The sequence below is a fragment of the Mesorhizobium sp. M2C.T.Ca.TU.002.02.1.1 genome (genome assembly GCF_003997225.1).
The window spans coordinates 1-16975 of record NZ_RZTO01000030.1; the positions used below are offsets into that span (position 1 = coordinate 1).

The 16975-nt window shown below is 65.6% G+C and carries 17 protein-coding genes and 1 pseudogene; 11 read left to right on the top strand and 7 right to left on the bottom strand.

Translation table 11 applies throughout. The features are described from left to right. From EOD07_RS38075 to EOD07_RS03060, 5 genes and pseudogenes are all read right to left on the bottom strand, one after another. Window positions 1-263 (bottom strand): annotated as a pseudogene (locus tag EOD07_RS38075) (hypothetical protein); the annotation flags it as partial. A 22-nt stretch (window positions 264-285) separates the two neighbouring features. Continuing rightward, the gene (locus tag EOD07_RS03045) at window positions 286-1086 is read right to left on the bottom strand and encodes an ABC transporter ATP-binding protein (RefSeq protein WP_041004540.1); all 801 of its coding nucleotides are present in this window, start codon (window positions 1084-1086) and stop codon (window positions 286-288) included. After that, window positions 1083-1826 (bottom strand): ABC transporter permease, encoded by a 744-nt coding sequence (locus EOD07_RS03050; RefSeq protein WP_164772046.1) that lies wholly within the window; start codon window positions 1824-1826, stop codon window positions 1083-1085. The genes EOD07_RS03045 and EOD07_RS03050 overlap by 4 nt, the downstream gene beginning before the upstream one ends. A 5-nt stretch (window positions 1827-1831) precedes the next feature. Then, window positions 1832-2635 carry an ABC transporter permease gene (locus EOD07_RS03055; protein WP_127233910.1) on the bottom strand — a complete coding sequence of 268 codons (804 nt, stop codon included), beginning with the start codon at window positions 2633-2635 and terminating at the stop codon, window positions 1832-1834. Next, window positions 2632-3828 carry a UxaA family hydrolase gene (locus EOD07_RS03060; protein WP_164772047.1) on the bottom strand — a complete coding sequence of 399 codons (1197 nt, stop codon included), beginning with the start codon at window positions 3826-3828 and terminating at the stop codon, window positions 2632-2634. The genes EOD07_RS03055 and EOD07_RS03060 overlap by 4 nt, the downstream gene beginning before the upstream one ends. Before the next feature lie 140 nt (window positions 3829-3968). Between EOD07_RS03060 and EOD07_RS03065 the strand changes: the two genes are divergently transcribed. Both EOD07_RS03065 and EOD07_RS03070 read left to right on the top strand, forming a co-directional pair. Next, complete coding sequence (locus EOD07_RS03065) at window positions 3969-4628, top strand: GntR family transcriptional regulator (RefSeq protein WP_127233912.1); 660 nt, start codon at window positions 3969-3971, stop codon at window positions 4626-4628. Continuing rightward, complete coding sequence (locus EOD07_RS03070) at window positions 4625-5503, top strand: SMP-30/gluconolactonase/LRE family protein (protein ID WP_127233913.1); 879 nt, start codon at window positions 4625-4627, stop codon at window positions 5501-5503. Before EOD07_RS03065 ends, EOD07_RS03070 begins: the two co-directional genes overlap by 4 nt. A gap of 13 nt (window positions 5504-5516) precedes the next feature. Here the strand turns inward: EOD07_RS03070 and EOD07_RS03075 are convergent, their stop codons facing one another. Further along, the gene (locus EOD07_RS03075) at window positions 5517-6350 is read right to left on the bottom strand and encodes an SDR family oxidoreductase (RefSeq protein ID WP_164772048.1); all 834 of its coding nucleotides are present in this window, start codon (window positions 6348-6350) and stop codon (window positions 5517-5519) included. A gap of 467 nt (window positions 6351-6817) precedes the next feature. Here EOD07_RS03075 and EOD07_RS03080 point away from each other — a divergent pair, with 467 nt between their 5' ends. Further along, complete coding sequence (locus EOD07_RS03080; RefSeq protein WP_127233915.1) at window positions 6818-9007, top strand: anthranilate synthase; 2190 nt, start codon at window positions 6818-6820, stop codon at window positions 9005-9007. 29 nt (window positions 9008-9036) lie between these two features. Continuing rightward, a complete protein-coding gene (locus tag EOD07_RS03085; protein WP_206519414.1) occupies window positions 9037-9969 on the top strand; it encodes a cation diffusion facilitator family transporter in 933 nt (310 codons plus the stop codon). Window positions 9970-10074: 105 nt separating this feature from the next. Here EOD07_RS03085 and EOD07_RS03090 read toward each other — a convergent pair whose 3' ends face one another. Further along, a complete protein-coding gene (locus EOD07_RS03090; RefSeq protein WP_127233917.1) occupies window positions 10075-11175 on the bottom strand; it encodes a hypothetical protein in 1101 nt (366 codons plus the stop codon). 201 nt (window positions 11176-11376) lie between these two features. On the opposite strand from EOD07_RS03090, the gene EOD07_RS03095 reads away from it, so the two are divergent. The 7 genes from EOD07_RS03095 to EOD07_RS03125 all read left to right on the top strand — a co-directional run. Further along, on the top strand, window positions 11377-11811 hold the full coding sequence (locus EOD07_RS03095) for a DsrE family protein (RefSeq protein WP_127233918.1): 435 nt from the start codon (window positions 11377-11379) through the stop codon (window positions 11809-11811). Between the two features lie 82 nt (window positions 11812-11893). Then, window positions 11894-12667 carry an SDR family oxidoreductase gene (locus tag EOD07_RS03100; protein ID WP_127233919.1) on the top strand — a complete coding sequence of 258 codons (774 nt, stop codon included), beginning with the start codon at window positions 11894-11896 and terminating at the stop codon, window positions 12665-12667. 57 nt (window positions 12668-12724) lie between these two features. Then, window positions 12725-13033, top strand: coding sequence for a putative quinol monooxygenase (locus tag EOD07_RS03105; RefSeq protein ID WP_127233920.1), 309 nt, complete (start codon window positions 12725-12727; stop codon window positions 13031-13033). 320 nt (window positions 13034-13353) lie between these two features. Then, window positions 13354-14298 carry a YadA C-terminal domain-containing protein gene (locus tag EOD07_RS38355; protein ID WP_245469803.1) on the top strand — a complete coding sequence of 315 codons (945 nt, stop codon included), beginning with the start codon at window positions 13354-13356 and terminating at the stop codon, window positions 14296-14298. Between the two features lie 243 nt (window positions 14299-14541). Beyond that, entirely contained in the window at window positions 14542-14994 is a 453-nt protein-coding gene (locus EOD07_RS03115) for a hypothetical protein (RefSeq protein WP_348627728.1), read from the top strand. A 93-nt stretch (window positions 14995-15087) separates the two neighbouring features. Further along, a complete protein-coding gene (locus EOD07_RS03120; protein ID WP_127233921.1) occupies window positions 15088-16191 on the top strand; it encodes an AbrB family transcriptional regulator in 1104 nt (367 codons plus the stop codon). 35 nt (window positions 16192-16226) lie between these two features. Further along, the coding region (locus tag EOD07_RS03125; RefSeq protein WP_164772049.1) for an SDR family NAD(P)-dependent oxidoreductase at window positions 16227-16975 on the top strand (749 nt) is incomplete at its 3' end.

Consider the following 16975-nt stretch of genomic DNA (forward strand, 5'->3'; position numbering starts at 1 on the left):
ACCATGGGCAGGGCCGAGGGGTAGTCGCGCCAGTCGACGGTCAGGTCGTAGCCGAGCTCGCTTGCTGCCTTCTCCAGCATCTTCTCGTTGATCATGCGCTGCGTCAGCGGCGAATTGCCGGCGGCGTAAGGCTGGCGACCGATCGAGACTTTCGCGGTCTTGCGGTCCTGCGCCCGCACGATCGCCGGCATGGCGAGCGCGCCCGTGGCGGCGCCCGCAAGGAACATGCGGCGGGTGAAGATGCTCTGCGTAGATCTTGTCATGACATTCCTCCGTCCTGTCGTGTCAGTTCATCGTTGCGCGGTATGCTTCTTCGCGGATCAGCTCCCAGATCGACTGGCAGAGCCTGGCGAAATCGCCGGAGCGACGGGTCGCGTCGCCGCGCGGCCTCGGCAGGTCTATGTCGACGATCTGCTTCAGCCGGCCGGGATGGCTGCTCAGCACCGCCACCCGGTCGGCCAGGAACACGGCCTCGTCGATGGCATGCGTGATGAACACGACCGTGCGCCGCTCCGACGCCGGGCGGTCCTGCCCCCAGATCCGCAGCAATTCGTCCTGCAGGATGACGCGGGTCTGCGCGTCGAGCGCGGCCAGCGGCTCGTCCATCAAGAGGATCTCCGGCTCGCTCGCCATCAGCCGCGCCAGCGCCACGCGCTGGCGCATGCCACCCGAGAGCTGGTGCGGATACTTGTCCTGCGAACCCTTGAGCCCGACCATCTCGATGGTGCGCTCGACGCGCTCGGTTCGCTCGGCCGGCGAAAGCCCATTCCCGGCCGGCCCATAGACCAGCCCGAACTCGACATTGCCGCGCACCGTGCGCCAGGGAAACAGCGCGTAGTCCTGGAACATCACGCCGCGCTCGGCGCCCGGCCCCTCGATCGGCTTGCCGTTGAGTGCCATGGTGCCGGACGTCGCGGGCTCGAGACCGGCCAGCATGTTAAGCACCGTCGTCTTGCCGCAGCCCGAGGGTCCGACGATGGCGAGGAACTCGCCGTCCCTGATGTCCAGCGACAGCTTCTCGACGGCGACGACCGAGCCGCCGAAGGACTTGCTGACGCTATCGAGCCGGATCTTCGGCGCGCTCATAGGCGGCTCCACGGTACGGTGATGGCAAGCGCCCAGCGCAGGGCGCGGTCGAGGGCGAAGGCGACGATGCCGACCGCGATCATGCAGACGACCATGCCGTTCAGGTCGATCGAGTAGGCGTAGAAGACGAACATCATCTGGCCGATGCCGCCGCTGCTGCCGGACTTGGCGCCAACCGCAAGCTCGGCGGCGATGATCGCCGTCCAGGCGATCCCCAATCCGATCCGCATGCCGACGAGGATCGACGGCAAGGCCGCCGGCAGGAGCACCACGCGCATGCGGGTGAGCGGCCTCAGCCCCATGGTGAGCGCGGCGCGCATCAGGCTGGGCTCGATGCGCTTCACGCCCGAGATGGTGTTGATCAGGATCGGGAAGAAGGCGGCATAGGCGACGATCGCGATTGCCGCGCCCGAACCCGAGCCCAGCCAGAGGATGACCAGCGGCAGGATGGCGAGCGCCGCGATCGGCCGGAACGTCTCCACCAGCGGGTCGAGATTGCGCTCGACCGTCGGCATGCTGCCCATGGCGATGCCGAGCGGGATTGCCACGCATGCCGCGATGGCAAAGCCCGCGAAGACGCGCCCCAGGCTGGTGGCAAGGCCGGCGAGCAGGTCACCGTCCCGCAGCATGGCGATCGCGGCTTCGACCACGGTGCTCGGACGCGGCGCATGGACCGAACCCGAAGCGAGGAGCTGCCAGCCGGCGATGAGCAGAACCGGGACGATAAGTCGAAGCGCCATGCGTTTCATCGCGCCGCCCCCGTCTGTGCCCACGGGGTCAGAACCTTCGAAAGCTGGCGCAGCCCCTTGTCGGTCAGGAAGCCGAGCAGGCCGATCGTGACGATAAAGGCCATCACCGTCGGGGTCGACAACATGCTGCGATAGTATTCGATCGCGTAGCCCAGTCCGTTCGGCGCCCCGACCAGCTCGGCGGCGACGACGGCGGTCCACGACGCGGCGACGGCAAGCCGCGCCGAAACCAGGATCGCCGGCAGCGCCGCCGGCACGATGACGCGCCGCATGATCATCGGCCCCGACAGGCCCATCGTGCGCGCCGCGGCGATCAGGCGCTTATCCACCGCGGCGGCGCCCGCGGCCGTGCCGACCAGCAACGGGAAGAACGCCGTGTAGAACATGATGAACAGCGGCAGGCGATGGCCGATGCCGAAGAGATAGAGCGCGAGCGGTATCCAGGCGATGCCGGCGATCGGCCGCAGCATCTCGACCGGCAGTTCGAGCAGATCGTTCCACAGCCGGCTGCGGCCCATCAGCAGGCCGAGCGGCACGGCAATCGCGGCCGCGGCGAGCAGGCTGGCCAAAAGCCTCGCCAGGCTGATCAGCGCATTGCCGAACAGCTCGCCATTGAGCGCGGTGTCGCGGAGCGCTGCGGCGACCGCCAACGGCGACGGCAGCAGCAGTGTTGATGGCACGAAGAGCGATCCGACATACCAGGCAAGCACGAACAGCGCCATCGTGCGCAAATAGACCAGCACTCCTCTCAGCCGCGTGGGGCCGGCCGTCTTCGCCCCTGTCAAGGAGACCGCGCTCACAGCGAACCTCGTATCCGGGTCGGGACTTCCAGGCCCTCTCCCAATATCTCGCCGAAGGTGAGCGTGCCGCCGGCGACCTCGAAGATCGTCGCGAGCAGCCGGCACGCGGCCTCCTCGATCGTTTCGGCTCCTTCCGCCACCGGGCTGGCGTCGAAATCGATCTGCTCGGGTAGCCGGCGCGCGGTCTCGCGCCGGCCGGTTATCTTGATCGTCGGAGCGAGCGCGCTCGCCGTGCTGTTGCCGGGTCCGGTGGTGAACAGCATGAGCTGGGCGCCGGCGGCGGTGAAGCCGGTCATCGATTCCGGCGAGAAGGACGGGCCGTCCATCAGGTAAAGCCCGCCGGCAGGCGGCGGCTCGGCGACGGAGAGCATCCCGTCGATCGGGCAGCTGCCTGTCTTCGCCACGGCGCCGAGCGACTTCTCCTCGATCGTGCTTAGCCCGCCGCGAATATTTTCCTCGCCGGGATTGTTGCCCGTCAAGCTGCGGCCCGACGCGCTGGCAAGGCTTTCCCGACGCTCCACCGCGCGCAGGATTCCTTGCGCGATCGACGGATCGCGGGCGCGGCCGGCCAGGATATGCTCCGCGCCCAGCCACTCGACGGTCTCGCCGGCGATGACGGTTGCGCCGCGCGACACCAGAAGGTCCACCGCGGCGCCGACGACCGGGTTGCTGATGAGGCCCGACGTCGCGTCGGAATGACCGCATTCGACGCCGACGACCAGTTTTGTTCCCGGCAGTGTTTCGCGGCGGGCGCGGGAGGCCTCGCGCCGCAGCGCGGCGCCTCGCCTGATGCCCTGCTCCAGGACCGAAAGCATATCTTCCTCCTGCTCGGCGAAGGAGACGCTGGCGACGGGCTTGCCGCCTTCCGAGATGCGGGCCGAAACCATCGCGGTCGTCGCTGCGTCGACCCCGACGACCAGCACCGCGCCCACATTGGGGTTGCGGCCAAGACCCACAAGTTGATCAACGTGCAACCCGAGATCCGGTTCGATATGGCCCCTGCCGGCGCTCGTGGCCGCCAGCATCGCGCCCTCCAGGCTGGCGGCGATCCGCTCGCTCACCCGCAGTGCAAGCCCGTTGATGCACAGGACAAGCACGTAATTGCGGATTCCGACGCTTCCATCGGCCCGGCTGAAGCCGCGAAAGGACGGCAGGCGATCGATTTCCCCTTTGTCGGAGGCAAGTGGAGGCATCTGGCGTTCCCGAACCGTCGCTGCAGGCGATCTCTTGGCAAATCTCATATTTGATCAAATGTTCCATTGGCAAGGGCAAAATTGACTTCTCTTGATGGCCATGCGAGCAATATTTGCTCAAATCCGGGTAGCGGGGACATATGGCGCGAATTCCCGACGTTCAAAAACTGCTTCGTGACGACATCATCTCCGGAGCCATTCCATTCGGCTCGCGGCTGAGGATCGACGAGTTGGCGAGCCGCTATGGCGTGAGCCACATGCCTGTGCGCGAAGCGCTGCGCGCGCTGAGCGGCACCGGCCTGGTGGTGCTGGAGCCCAATCGCGGCGCCCGCGTCAGGACGGTTCACATGTCCTTCGTGGTCGACCTTTTCGACATCCGCAGCGCCATCGAGACCATGCTTGCGCGGCGCGCCAGCGAGCGCCGCACGGCCGAGCATCTGCGCGACCTGAAGGCGGCCGAGGAATTGCTCGAAGCCCGGGTCGCGAGCGAGGACTTCCTTGCCGTGCCGCATGCCAACAACGTCTTCCACGGCGTCATCAACGAAGCCGCCGGCAATCCCGGCGCGCTGTCGATGGTGGATCGCAACTGGCTTCTGGTGGCGGCGATCTGGCAGCGCTACGGCTATGATGAGGGACGCTTCCACGGCGTCATCAACGATCACCGCCACATCATCCGCGCCATCGAGCGCCAGGACGCCGGCTCGGCGGCGGTTCTGATGGGGGCGCATATCGAGAAGGCCAAGCACGACCTTCTGGACAGGATCGCCGTCGATCCCAAGCCGGACATCGGCATGCAGTGACCGCCGCCGAGTTCGACGTCGCCGCGAGGACGGGCGACATTCTGGGCGAATCGCCGATCTGGCATCCGCAAACCGGCGAATTGTTCTGGGTCGACCTGCGCCGCCCTTGCCTGCACCGCCTGCAGCCGAAAAGCGGGACCGTGACCTCATGGCCGATGCCCGACGTGATCGGCTCCGTCGTCCCGCGGGCGAAAGGCGGAGTGGTCGTCGCGCTCAGGCACGACCTCCACGCTTTCGATCCGCAGAACGGCCAGTTGAGCCGATTGACGACGGTCGAATATGGGCCACCGCAGCATCGCCTGAACGACATGAAATGCGATCCCGCCGGCGGCATCATCTGCGGCAGCATGTGGGATTACGGATTGCACCCGTCGGGCGCTCTCTACCGGATCGACGCGACAGGGGACCCGACCCTGCTACGCGGGCGGATCGCCGTGCCCAACGCACTCTGCTTCAGCCCGGATAAGCGAACGCTCTACTTCGCCGACACCAGGAAAGGCGACATCGAGCGTGCGGACTTCGATCCGGCGAGCGGCAGCGTCGGCCGATGGTCGACATTCGTCACGGCGCAAGCGGCGCCGGGTCGGCCAGACGGCGCCACGGTCGACGCGGAAGGCTTCCTTTGGAATGCCCGCTACCAAGGGGGCGCCCTCGCCCGCTTCGCACCCGACGGCAGGCTGGACAGGCTGGTGCGGCTCCCGGTCAGCCAGCCGACCTCCTGCGCCTTTGGCGGCGAGGGTTTGAAGACCCTCTACGTGACCACCGCCACCCAGACGCTGAACGCCATGGAACGGGCCGAGCAGCCGCTGGCCGGGGCGCTCTTGGCGCTTGATGTCGGCGTGTCTGGCCTGCCGGAGCATAGCTTTGCCGGTTAGCGCCCAGATGCGGCTATTGCCAGCCGAGGTGGCGCCCGCCCGTCGCCTGCAGGTCGATACCGGTGATGAAGCTGCCGGCATCGGAGCACAGAAGCAGCGCCGCTCCGGCCATCTCGCTTGCCTCGCCTGCCCGTTGCATTGGCGCTGAATTCTTCTGGATCTCGGCCCACTTCGCCGCATCCTGGCGCCGCCAGCGGTTGCGCTCGGTAATCACAAGGCCCGGCGACAGATTGTTGATCGTCACGCCGTGCGGCGCGTAATCCTTGGCAAGGTTGAATGACAGATTGTGCTGCGCGCTCTTCAGCGCCGCATAGACGGCAAGATCGGATTCGGGGCGGGTCTGGTTGATGCTGCCAATCGTCAGCACCCGGCCCCAGCCATTGTCCTTCATGCCGGGCAGCGCCGCCTGGAGGAGCTCGATCGTCGCCCTGAAATTGATCTGGATCTGGCGCTCCACTTGGTCGGCCGGCAATTCGAGGAAAGGCGTGCGGTACTGGATGGAGGCGCAGACGACCAGCACGTCGACGCCGCCGAGCGCAGCGATCGCCTCATGGACGCAGCGCGTCGCCTCGCCGGGCTCGGCGAAATCGGCGTCGATCGCAACCCCGCGCCGGCCTCTTTCACAGACTTCGCGCACCACATCGGCGGCGGCGTCGGGCTGGCCGAACGCGATGTCGGCGGCGCGGGCCGAATGGACCGCGACATCGGCGCCGGCCTCCGCGAAAACCCTGACGATCTCGCGGCCGATGCTGACGCTGCCGCCGGTGACCAGCGCGCGCCGCCCGGCCATCGAGAAGCGGCGGGCCAGAAGCAAGGCGTTCTGCGTATCGATTTCGTCGTGCGGCATTCCCATTGGTCCTCGATTGATTTGATCATACTCGATCGTCGAACGTCACAGGGCCTGCCGAAATGTCAAGGGTGGAGCTTCCAAGCTTTTCAGATTTTGATCAAATTCATGCCTCTTGAATTCACACACAATCGATTGCTGGTCCCGCCATGCAAATTGGCCGGCTGTCCATCTCGGCCGGCCGCGCGAAATGCCGAACGCCGCCCGCGGCTCGCACGGAGGCCGCGGACGACTTGCTCCATCCGGCGCGTTCCCCGATTCCGCTTGCCGATCCGGTCATTCGCCGCTATGGGAGTCGCCATGAACATGCGTTCGAACAAGACCATTTGGTGGTGGGGCTGCTGACAGCGGCCTGTTCGTGCGCGTGCGCGTGAAAGTAGAGGGTGGCCGCAACGGAATGTCCGGGCGGCCATTTGTTTTTAGAGCCATTCCCGGGTCCGTTGCCCAAAACGCTGATGGAGACGGCAATGACGACTAAAGTTCTGGACAACGGGGCCGAGCGCTTCGTCACCGCTGGCGGCGTGACGATCACCCGAGAGCGCCACGACCAGCCCTACGAAGGCGCGATAGACGCCTATGTGGACGGCCTGAATTCGCGCCGCGGCGCCGTGTTCTCCTCCAACTACGAATATCCGGGCCGCTACACGCGCTGGGACACGGCCATCATCGATCCGCCGCTGGTGATCTCCGCGCGGGGACGCACGATGCGCATCGAAGCGCTGAACAAGCGCGGCGAAGTGTTGCTGCCGGTGATCGGCAAAGCGCTTGCTCAGTTGAGCGAAGTCACGATCGCCGAAACCTCGAAAACGCTCATTCGTCTCGATGTCGCCAAGCCCGGCCGTGTTTTCACCGAGGAGGAGCGCAGCCGCGTTCCGTCCGTCTTCACAGTGCTGCGCGCCATCACCGCGCTGTTCAAGACCGCCGAGGACGCCAATCTCGGCCTTTACGGCGCCTTCGGCTACGACCTCGCCTTCCAGTTCGATCCGGTCGAATACAAGCTCGAGCGCAAGGCAAGCCAGCGCGACCTCGTGCTGTTCCTGCCCGACGAGATCCTCGTCGTCGACCATTATTCGACCAAGGCCTGGACCGATCGCTACGACTATTCCGGCGACGGTTTTTCGACCGAGGGCCTGGCCCGCGACGCCCATGCCGAGCCGTTCAGGACCGCCGACCGCATCCCGCCGCGCGGCGACCATGAGCCCGGCGAATACGCCAACCTGGTGCGGCGCGCCATGGAGAGCTTCAAGCGTGGCGACCTGTTCGAGGTCGTGCCCGGACAGATGTTCTACGAACGCTGCGAGACCCAGCCCTCCGACATCTCGCGCAAGCTGAAATCGATCAACCCCTCGCCCTATTCCTTCTTCATCAATCTCGGCGAAAACGAATATCTGATCGGCGCCTCGCCTGAGATGTTCGTGCGCGTCAACGCCCGCCGCGTCGAGACCTGCCCGATCTCCGGCACCATCAAGCGTGGCGACGACGCCATCTCGGACTCCGAGCAGATCCTGAAGTTGCTCAACTCGAAGAAGGACGAGTCCGAGCTGACCATGTGCTCGGATGTCGACCGCAACGACAAGTCGCGCGTCTGCGAGCCGGGCTCGGTGCGCGTCATCGGCCGCCGCCAGATCGAGATGTACTCGCGCCTGATCCACACCGTCGATCACATCGAGGGCCGGCTGCGCGAAGGCATGGATGCCTTCGACGCCTTCCTGTCGCACGCCTGGGCGGTCACCGTCACCGGCGCGCCGAAACTGTGGGCCATGCGCTTCATCGAGCAGAACGAGAAGAGCCCGCGCGCCTGGTATGGCGGGGCGATCGGCATGGTCAACTTCAACGGCGACATGAACACCGGACTGACGCTCCGCACCATCCGCATCAAGGACGGCATCGCCGAGGTGCGCGCAGGCGCCACGCTGCTTTTCGACAGCGTTCCCGAGGAAGAAGAAGCCGAAACCGAATTGAAGGCATCCGCCATGCTCTCCGCCATCCGCGACGCCAAGACCGGCAACGCCACCGGAACCGAGCGCACCACCGCGCGCGTCGGCGACGGCGTCAACATCCTGCTCGTCGACCACGAGGACTCCTTCGTCCATACGCTCGCCAACTACTTCCGCCAGACCGGCGCAAATGTCTCCACCGTGCGCACCCCGGTACCGGAAGAGGTCTTCGAGCGTCTGAAGCCCGATCTCGTCGTGCTGTCGCCCGGACCGGGCACGCCGACGGATTTCGATTGCGCGGCCACCATCAGACGAGCGCGCGCCCGCGACCTGCCGATCTTCGGCGTCTGCCTCGGCCTGCAGGCGCTGGCCGAAGCCTATGGCGGCGAGCTCAGGCAATTGCACATCCCCATGCACGGCAAGCCGTCGCGCATCCGCGTCTCCAAGCCCGGCATCATCTTCTCCGGGCTCCCCAAGGAAGTGACTGTCGGCCGCTACCACTCGATCTTCGCCGATCCGGTGCGCCTGCCCGACGGCTTCGTTGTCACCGCAGAGACCGAGGACGGCATCATCATGGCCTTCGAGCACCGGAAGGAGCCGATCGCGGCGGTGCAATTCCATCCCGAATCGATCATGACGCTCGGCCACAATGCCGGCATGCGCATCATCGAGAACATCGTTGCGCATCTGCCGCGCAAGGCCAAGGAAAAGGCCGCTTAGGGCGGCGTCCAGGAATGAGTGCGGCCATCATGACGACAACCCAGGAGACGAAGGCGGCGACACGGCAAAAGGTCGCCAGCCTTGCGTTCTGGTCGATTGTCGTCGCCTGTGTCGTGCTCGTCCTCAAGCTTGTCGCCTGGTATATCACCGGTTCGGTCGCGCTCTACTCGGACGCGGCGGAATCGATCGTCAACGTGATAGCGTCGGCCGCCGCTTTCTGGGCGATCCAGGTCAGCTACAAGCCCGCCGACCAGGACCATCCCTTCGGCCATCACAAGGCCGAATATTTCTCTGCCGTGCTCGAAGGGGTGCTGATTGTCGTCGCAGCCCTCCTGATTCTCAACGAGGTCTGGCGGTCCTGGCAGCACCCCGCGCCGCTGGAACAGCCCTGGAAAGGCCTTGCCGTCAACGGCGTGGCGACCATCGTCAACGCGATCTGGGCCTGGATCCTGATCAGCTCCGGCCGGAACGCGAAGTCGCCGGCTCTTGTCGCCGACGGCCAGCACATCATGACCGACGTGGTGACGTCCGTCGGCGTGTTCAGCGGCCTTGTCGGCGCGGTGCTGACCGGCTGGCAGATCCTCGACCCGGCGCTTGCCGTGATCGTGGCGCTGAACATCCTGTGGCAAGGCTGGCATGTCATCGGCTCGTCAATGAACGGGCTGATGGACCGCGCCGTCGACACCCAGGAGCATATGCAGATCCGCGACATCATCTCGGCCAATTCGAAGGGCGCGATGGAGGTGCATGACCTGAAGACGCGCATCGCCGGGCGCGCCACCTTCATCGAGTTCCATCTGGTGGTCGACGCCGACATGACGGTCGGCGCCAGTCACGTCATTTGCGACCGCATCGAGGACGCGCTGAAGGCCGAGATCCCCTCGGTGCGCGTCACCATCCATGTCGAGCCGGACGACGAGGCCAAGCTGCCGAAAGGCACCACGGCGGTGCCGTTCGCTTAAAGCGAGTCACACCTTGGAAGTTGGCCGGAGCCTCTCAACTTCGTCATTCCAGGGCGGAGCAGGAGCGAAGCGACGCGGCGGAGACCTGGAATGACGAAGTGAGCGTTAAGGTGCACAGGCCGACTGCGGCATAGGCTGCAACCGATAGACCTTGTCGTCGGATTTCGTCTTGCCGTTCGCTGCCTTCGAGCAGAGATCGAGGACCGCCACCGCATTGTTGGGGTTCGCGACCATCATCGTGCCGTTGGCGCCGCGCTTGAGGAAAATCTCCTTCTGCGAGATGTCGCAGGCAAAATCGCTCATCTTCGCGCTGGCCGAGCAGCGCCACTGGTCGGCCTCGCCCTGGCAGGAATAGGTCTGCGTGACATTTTTCCCCTTCTGCCTGGTCGTCACCGAAACGGCGATATCCGCCCCGTCGGGCCAGTTCGCGGCATCCCCGCCCGCGGCGAAGGAGGCGAGCTCTATCGGCCCGCGGAAGACACGGATCGATTGCGTCAGCTGGTTGGGGTGCGACTTCAGATGCTGCTCGTCGTAGTCGCGGCCGAAGCAGAAGGGCTGATCGGGCTTCAACCGCACGCGCAGCGGATCGCCAAGCGCCGGATCGATGGGATCGATGCGCGCGAACTCCGCCTTGCAGCTATCGGCCGGCATCGGGTCCAGCTTGAAATTGTCGTCCTCGCTGCCCAACGCCTGCTTGGCATACTCCGCCTTGCTCATCGACTCCGACGCGTCGGGATCGAGATAGACGTCTTGCGACAGGCCGGACAGAAGCAGCTTTCCCTTGTCGTCGACTTTCAGCGAGGCCAGAGTCCGGTCGCAATCCATGCCGCAGCGGATGCCGCTTGCCTTGTCGCTCGGATCTTCCTTGTTGCACCAGCTGCTCGCCCATTCCGGCTTTTTGGCGCCGCGCACCGTGGTGGTGAGGAAGCCATTGTAGGAATTATCCTGGTTGGCGGGAGGTTCTTCGTTCGGCCGGCTCACCGGGTCGTGGCCGTAGAAGAAGAAGATGCGCGCCACCTTTTGGCGTGGATGCGCCTTGAGATGGGCGGCGTCGTAGACGCGGCCGAAGCAGGCGTCGGCGCCGGTCGGGCTGAGCTCGGGAAGCTTGGGCGGCTGTTCGGCGCGCGCAGCGCCGGCAAAAGCGGCAAGGGCGGCGCAAAGCACCGCGCCCGCCATGGTCCTCTCCACAACGGTCCTCGATGCCATGTGACCCTCCTCCCACCGACAGGACTGGCTTATGCTAATCTAGAGCATTTTGCAGCCAAGCGGAATCGCTTGGCGTCGCACAAATGCGGCAAAAACAAAGAAATAGAGCGGTTTAGCGTTTCCGTGAAACGGTGAACCGCTCCAGGAGCGGCGCCCGGGCCATGCAAAATCGCGCCAGCGGGCGAGACAAGGGAGGATAGGATGCTGCGCCGTGACATTTTTCATGCCGGTCTCGCAGGCGCCGCGGGCCTTTTCGGCCTGAGCCGGGCAAATGCGGCAACATCGGAGGAAAGGCTGAAAGTCGCCTATCACCTCAGCGACGCCGACAAGGTCAACTTCGTCCTCGGCAACATCAAGAACCACTATGAAGGCACCGGCGGCAATGTCGATATCGTGCTTGTGGTGCACGGCCCGGCTCTTGCCGCCTTCAAGTCCAAGGGCGCTTCCGGCGCGGTTTCCAGCCGCTTTGCCGGCCTCGTCCAGCAGGGGCTCGTCCCGCAAGCCTGCGGCAACACGCTGCGTGGCATGGACATCACGCTGACCGACCTGCTGGCGGGCTTCGAGCTTGCCGAGAAGGGCGGCGTCGTGAAGCTCGCCGAGTTGCAGCGCCAGGGCTATGTCTATCTCAGGCCCTGAATGCGCCCGGACTTGAAGGCCCACACTTGAATGCGAGGCCGACAATGGCCTACGAAAGACGGCAACGCGGAGGCCGGCCGACATGCTGACACTTGCCATCCCCGATCTTGCCGGAAAGGCGGTTCTGATCACCGGCGCTTCGACCGGCATCGGTGCCGCCCTTGCCCGTGCTTACGCGGCGCAGAAATGCCGGGTCGCGCTGCATTACAATGCGAGCCGAGCGCCCGCCGAAGCCGTGGCCGAATCCATCCGCGACGATGGCGGCGAGGTGTTTCTGGTTCAGGGCGATTTTTCGATACCTGCAGACGTCGAGCGTGTGGTCGAAGAGAGCGCCACGCATTTCGGCCGGCTCGACGGCTTGGTCAACAATGCAGGCGGCATGCTCGGCCGTGTCGCCTATGCCGACCAGGACGAGGCGCATTACGACGCCGTGATGGACCTCAACGCGCGCTCGGTGCTCACCGCCTCGCGCAAGGCGATCCCGTGGCTGAAGCGCCAGGGCGGCTTCATCATCAACACCACCTCGATCGCCGCGCGCAACGGGGCCGGCGGCGGCGCCGGTCTCTACGGGTCGTCCAAGGCCTTCGTCTCCAACGTGACGCGCGGCATGGCCAAAGAGCTGATCGGCTTCGGCATCCGCGTCAACGCGGTGGCGCCGGGCACCATCCTGACGCCGTTCCACGAACGCTATTCGAGCGTCGAGCAGATCAAGGCGGCGGTCGCCACCATTCCGCAAGGCCGCGCCGGCACGGCACAGGATTGCGTCGGCGCCTACCTGTTCCTGTCGTCCGATCTGTTGAGCGGCTACATCATCGGCCAGGTGATCGAGGTGAACGGCGGCCAGTTGATGCCGTGAGCCGGCGATTGCATACTTGATGCAGCGTGCGACCCAATCTGGAGGGAGAGCAAGGGCATGTACGGACTGATCGGCAAGATGCGGGCGGCGCGCGGCCAGCGCGACGCGGTGATCGACGTGCTGCGCGAAAGCACCGCCGCGCTCCCTGGCTGCCTGAGCTACATCATCGCCATCGACCCGGTCGACGCCGACGCGATCTGGGTCACCGAAGTGTGGACCGACCAGGCGAGCCACAAGGCCTCGCTGCAATTGCCGGAAGTCCAGGCCGCGATCGCCAAGGCGCGTCCGTTCATCGCCGGTTTCGAATTCCAGATCGAGACTCATCCTGTTGGAGGCTTTGGACTTCCTGCTCAGCAAAGCGGCTGAGCTGGGAAACGCGGCTCTCGGACCGCAGCACAGTGCAGCACGTCGGCGAAGAGCCGACGCTTGTTGCATTGAGGCAGCAACGCTTCGTAACGCGCCGTAAGAACGTGATTTTGACACCTGACATCGTCATTTGACGACTGGCCACCGCCCAACCTGCCCGGGCAGGATAACTCCCATGGACCAACATCGGGCGGGGGGCGCTTTTGGCTTCGACTTCGAATGTTTTTAGGGGGTGTGCCGGTCGTTGTGGCAACGCGCCGTCGGCAACAGGGATTTCGCGCCGCCGCCTTGCCGCGATCCTTCCGGCTTGGATGTTTCTATTGGCTGGTTTATCGGCCTTCTTTACTGGAACTCCATCGGCCAATGCCGGGAAATTCACCGTCTGTCAGAACGACACCACGGGACACATCTATACCGGGCTTTCGGATGATTGCGACGTTCCGATCGAGGTCCCTCTGGAAACCCTGAACTTCGATTCGACGACCGGGATGAACATGGGCTCCGTGCACCTCAATACCGGCGTTGACGGCCTCTCGACTTTCGATGCCAACGTGAATTTCGATGGACTGATCCAGGTCCACCAGGCGACGATCAACGAGGGTACATTCAGCGGCAGCCTGTCGGCCGTGAGCGGCGCGACCATCAACATGGGCGGCAACCGCATAACGAATGTCGGCACGCCGACAGCCGGCACGGATGCGGCCACCAAGGCTTATGTCGACAGCCTGGCAAGCAGTGGAGTGGCAAAAGACACGGAGCAGGACGGCCGGCTCGACGGCGTCGAGACCAAGAACGTCGAGCAGGATGGCCGGCTCGATGGCGTCGAGGCCAAGAACGTCGAGCAGGATGGGCGCCTCGACGGCCACGACACGATGCTGGCCACGCATCAGACGACGCTCGACACCCACACGCTCCAGATCAGCGACCTCGACGGCCGGGTCACGACGAACACGCAGGACATCGCCAACCTCGACAACCGGGTGACGGGTCTGGAAACCAGCCTCGGGGAAGGGTTCGCCAGGTTGGACGGACGCATCGACAAGGCCTTCGAGGGCGCCGCGATGGCCATGGCGATGGCGGCGCCGGCGATGCCGTCCGATAAGAACTATGCCGTCTCCATCAACTGGGGCGGCTTCGAGGGGCAGAACGCCTTCGCCGGTACCGCCCAGGCGCGCATCAGCGAGAGCTTCATGGTCCATGGCGGTATCGGCCTCGGCTCCACCGGCACCGTGGGTGGCCGCGCCGGCCTGACCTACGCCTGGTGAATTGCGACGGCCCGACGGCGCAATGCAGCCGCCTGCGCCGGCGGGCCGAAAGCTGATAGCGATCCGATGAAGCCGAACTTGCCCTGCCTCCTGCTCGCCATTGTGCTGCCTCTCGCGTTGGCGCAGCCGCTTCCGGCGGCGGCTCAGCAGGAGAAGGTGGCTCCGCAGGCGAAGAAAGAGCAACGCTCCGCGAAACCCGCCGGGCCGGGCAAGCCGAGGCCCGCCAACATCGACAGGAACGGCGTGCTGATCCTGGTGCGGTCCGCGCTGCTGGCGGTTGACCAGGCCAACAAGACCGGCAACTACACCGTGCTGCGCGACCTCGGCTCCCCGGGCCTTCAGGCCAACACCGCCGCGCAGCTGGCCGAGATATTCGCCAGCCAGCGCAAACAAGGCATCGATCTCGCCGGTGTCGCGGTGCTGGAGCCGCAGCTGACTCTCCTGCCTCAGATCGAGGCCAACGGCATGCTGCACATGGCGGGCTTCTTTCCATCCGTGCCTTTCCGCTTGAACTTCGAGCTGCTCTTCGCTTCCGCCGATCACCAGTGGAAGCTCTTCGGCATCTCGGTCGATCTCGGCAACAACAGCCCCCAGGCGCCAGATAGTCCCCAGGCTCCGGCCCCGGCAGCGGCGCCCGAGACGCCGGCCGCGCCTGCGGCCGCCATCACCACAAAACAAAAAAGCAGTACGAACTGACGCGATCCATCGTTTCGCGGAACCGCCTTGTCCTAACCCGTGTCGGGCCGGAAACCGTTTCACATCCTTCGTGGAATTGCTCTAAGAGCAGGCATGGACTCCTCGCCAGAGCAACCATCCCAGGGCCAAGCGCCCATCGAGCGCATGGCGCGCCTGCGCCCGCCGCGGCAATGGCTGGTGCTTTTGGTGTTCTCACTGCTCTTCGCCGCCGCGCTGGAGCTTGCCGCCCTGCCGGCGGCGCTGCTGATCGGCCCGATGCTTGCCGCGATCCTCGCCGGCACCAACGGCGCCACGGTGCGCGTGCCGCGACCGTTGTTCGGCTCGGCCCAGGCGATCGTCGGCTGCCTGGTCGCCAGCTCGATCTCCGCAGACATCTTCCCGGTGCTCTATCGCGAATGGCCGCTGTTCCTCGGCGTGGTGGTCGCGACCGTGGCCGCCTCCAGCCTGCTTGGCTGGCTGATCAGCCGCTGGCGCATCCTGCCCGGCACCACGGCGGTCTGGGGCTCCTCGCCTGGCGCCGCGACCGCCATGGTGCTGATGGCCGGCGCCTTCGGCGCCGACCAGCGTCTCGTTGCCTTCATGCAATATCTGCGCGTCATCTTCGTCTCGATGACGGCCGCTCTCGTCGCCAAGATGTGGGTCGACACTTCCGACGTCGAAGTGCCGCCGGTCGTCTGGTTTCCGCCGATCGGTGCTTTCGCTTTTGCCGCCACCATCGGCATTGCGATCGTGGGCGGCCTGGCTGGAAAGCTGGTGAGGCTGCCCTCGCCGTTCTTTCTCGGCACCTTCATCTTCGGCGCGGTGGTCCATCTTGGCCTCGACGTGCCGATGCAGTTGCCGCCCTGGCTGCTGGCGATCAGCTACGCCATGGTCGGCTGGTCGATCGGGTTGAACTTCACCCGGCCGATCCTGCGCCACGCGGCGCGCGCCCTGCCGCAGATCGTCGGCTCGATCGTCGCGCTGATCGCCTTTTGCGGCGGCATGGCCTTCGTCATCAGCCGCCTGCTCGGCATCGATCCGCTGACCGCTTACCTGGCGACCAGCCCGGGCGGCATGGACAGCGTCGCCATCATCGCCGCCGCGGCGCGGAACGTCGACATCTCCTTCGTCATGGCCTTGCAGTCGGCGCGCTTCCTGGTCGTGCTGCTCATTGGGCCAAGCGTAGCCAGGCTGGTGGCGCGAAACGTCAGGGCCTGATCCGCGCTAATGCAAGCAAAGAAAAGGATTTGCCCATGGAACGCCGTCAGAATGCCGTTGATCTTTCCGGCCGCATCGCCGTGGTGACCGGCGGCGCACAAGGCATCGGCCTTGCCGTGGCCCGCCGCCTCCTGTCGTCGGGCGCCGGCGTCGCCATCTGGGACGTCGACCAGGCCGCGATGGCCAAGGCCGCCGCCGAACTCGCGTCGCTCGGCCGCGTCGAGGCCATCCTCTGCGACCAGTCGCAGATCGAGGCCGTCGACCGCGCCGCCACCGAGACCGAGCGCACGCTCGGCCCCGTCGATCTCCTCGTCAACAATGCCGGCATCGCCGGGCCGGCGGCGACGGTGGTGGATTACGACCCCGCCGCCTGGCGCCAGATCGTCGATATCGACCTCAACGGCGTCTTCTATTGCTGCAAGCGCCTGGTGCCCGGAATGATCGCGCGCAATTACGGCCGCATCGTCAACATCTCCTCGGTGGCCGGCAAGGAAGGCAATCCCAACGCCGCCGCCTATTCCGCCGCCAAAGCCGGCGTGCTGGCGCTGACCAAGTCGCTCGGCAAGGAGCTTGCCGGACACGACATCGCCGTCAACGCGCTGACGCCCTCGCCCGCCCGCACCCGCATCCTCGAGCAGCTCACCGAGGCGCAGGTCGCCTATATGCTCGGCAAAGTGCCGCGCGGCCGCTTCGTCGAGGTCGAGGAAGCGGCCGCGATGATCGCCTTCATGCTGTCGGACGAGAACTCCTTCACCACCGGAGCGACCTTCGACCTCTCCGGAGG

Excerpts from the sequence above, each read along its gene's own strand:
- EOD07_RS03100 (WP_127233919.1), top strand. The coding sequence starts at position 11,894 with ATGCTGACACTTGCCATCCCCGATCTTGCCGGAAAGGCGGTTCTGATC.
- EOD07_RS03105 (WP_127233920.1), top strand. The coding sequence starts at position 12,725 with ATGTACGGACTGATCGGCAAGATGCGGGCGGCGCGCGGCCAGCGCGAC.
- EOD07_RS03060 (WP_164772047.1), bottom strand. The coding sequence starts at position 3,828 with ATGCCTCCACTTGCCTCCGACAAAGGGGAAATCGATCGCCTGCCGTCC.
- EOD07_RS03120 (WP_127233921.1), top strand. The coding sequence starts at position 15,088 with ATGGACTCCTCGCCAGAGCAACCATCCCAGGGCCAAGCGCCCATCGAG.
- EOD07_RS03045 (WP_041004540.1), bottom strand. The coding sequence starts at position 1,086 with ATGAGCGCGCCGAAGATCCGGCTCGATAGCGTCAGCAAGTCCTTCGGC.
- EOD07_RS03080 (WP_127233915.1), top strand. The coding sequence starts at position 6,818 with ATGACGACTAAAGTTCTGGACAACGGGGCCGAGCGCTTCGTCACCGCT.
- EOD07_RS03065 (WP_127233912.1), top strand. The coding sequence starts at position 3,969 with ATGGCGCGAATTCCCGACGTTCAAAAACTGCTTCGTGACGACATCATC.
- EOD07_RS03095 (WP_127233918.1), top strand. The coding sequence starts at position 11,377 with ATGCTGCGCCGTGACATTTTTCATGCCGGTCTCGCAGGCGCCGCGGGC.
- EOD07_RS03090 (WP_127233917.1), bottom strand. The coding sequence starts at position 11,175 with ATGGCATCGAGGACCGTTGTGGAGAGGACCATGGCGGGCGCGGTGCTT.
- EOD07_RS03075 (WP_164772048.1), bottom strand. The coding sequence starts at position 6,350 with ATGCCGCACGACGAAATCGATACGCAGAACGCCTTGCTTCTGGCCCGC.
- EOD07_RS03085 (WP_206519414.1), top strand. The coding sequence starts at position 9,037 with ATGACGACAACCCAGGAGACGAAGGCGGCGACACGGCAAAAGGTCGCC.
- EOD07_RS03050 (WP_164772046.1), bottom strand. The coding sequence starts at position 1,826 with ATGGCGCTTCGACTTATCGTCCCGGTTCTGCTCATCGCCGGCTGGCAG.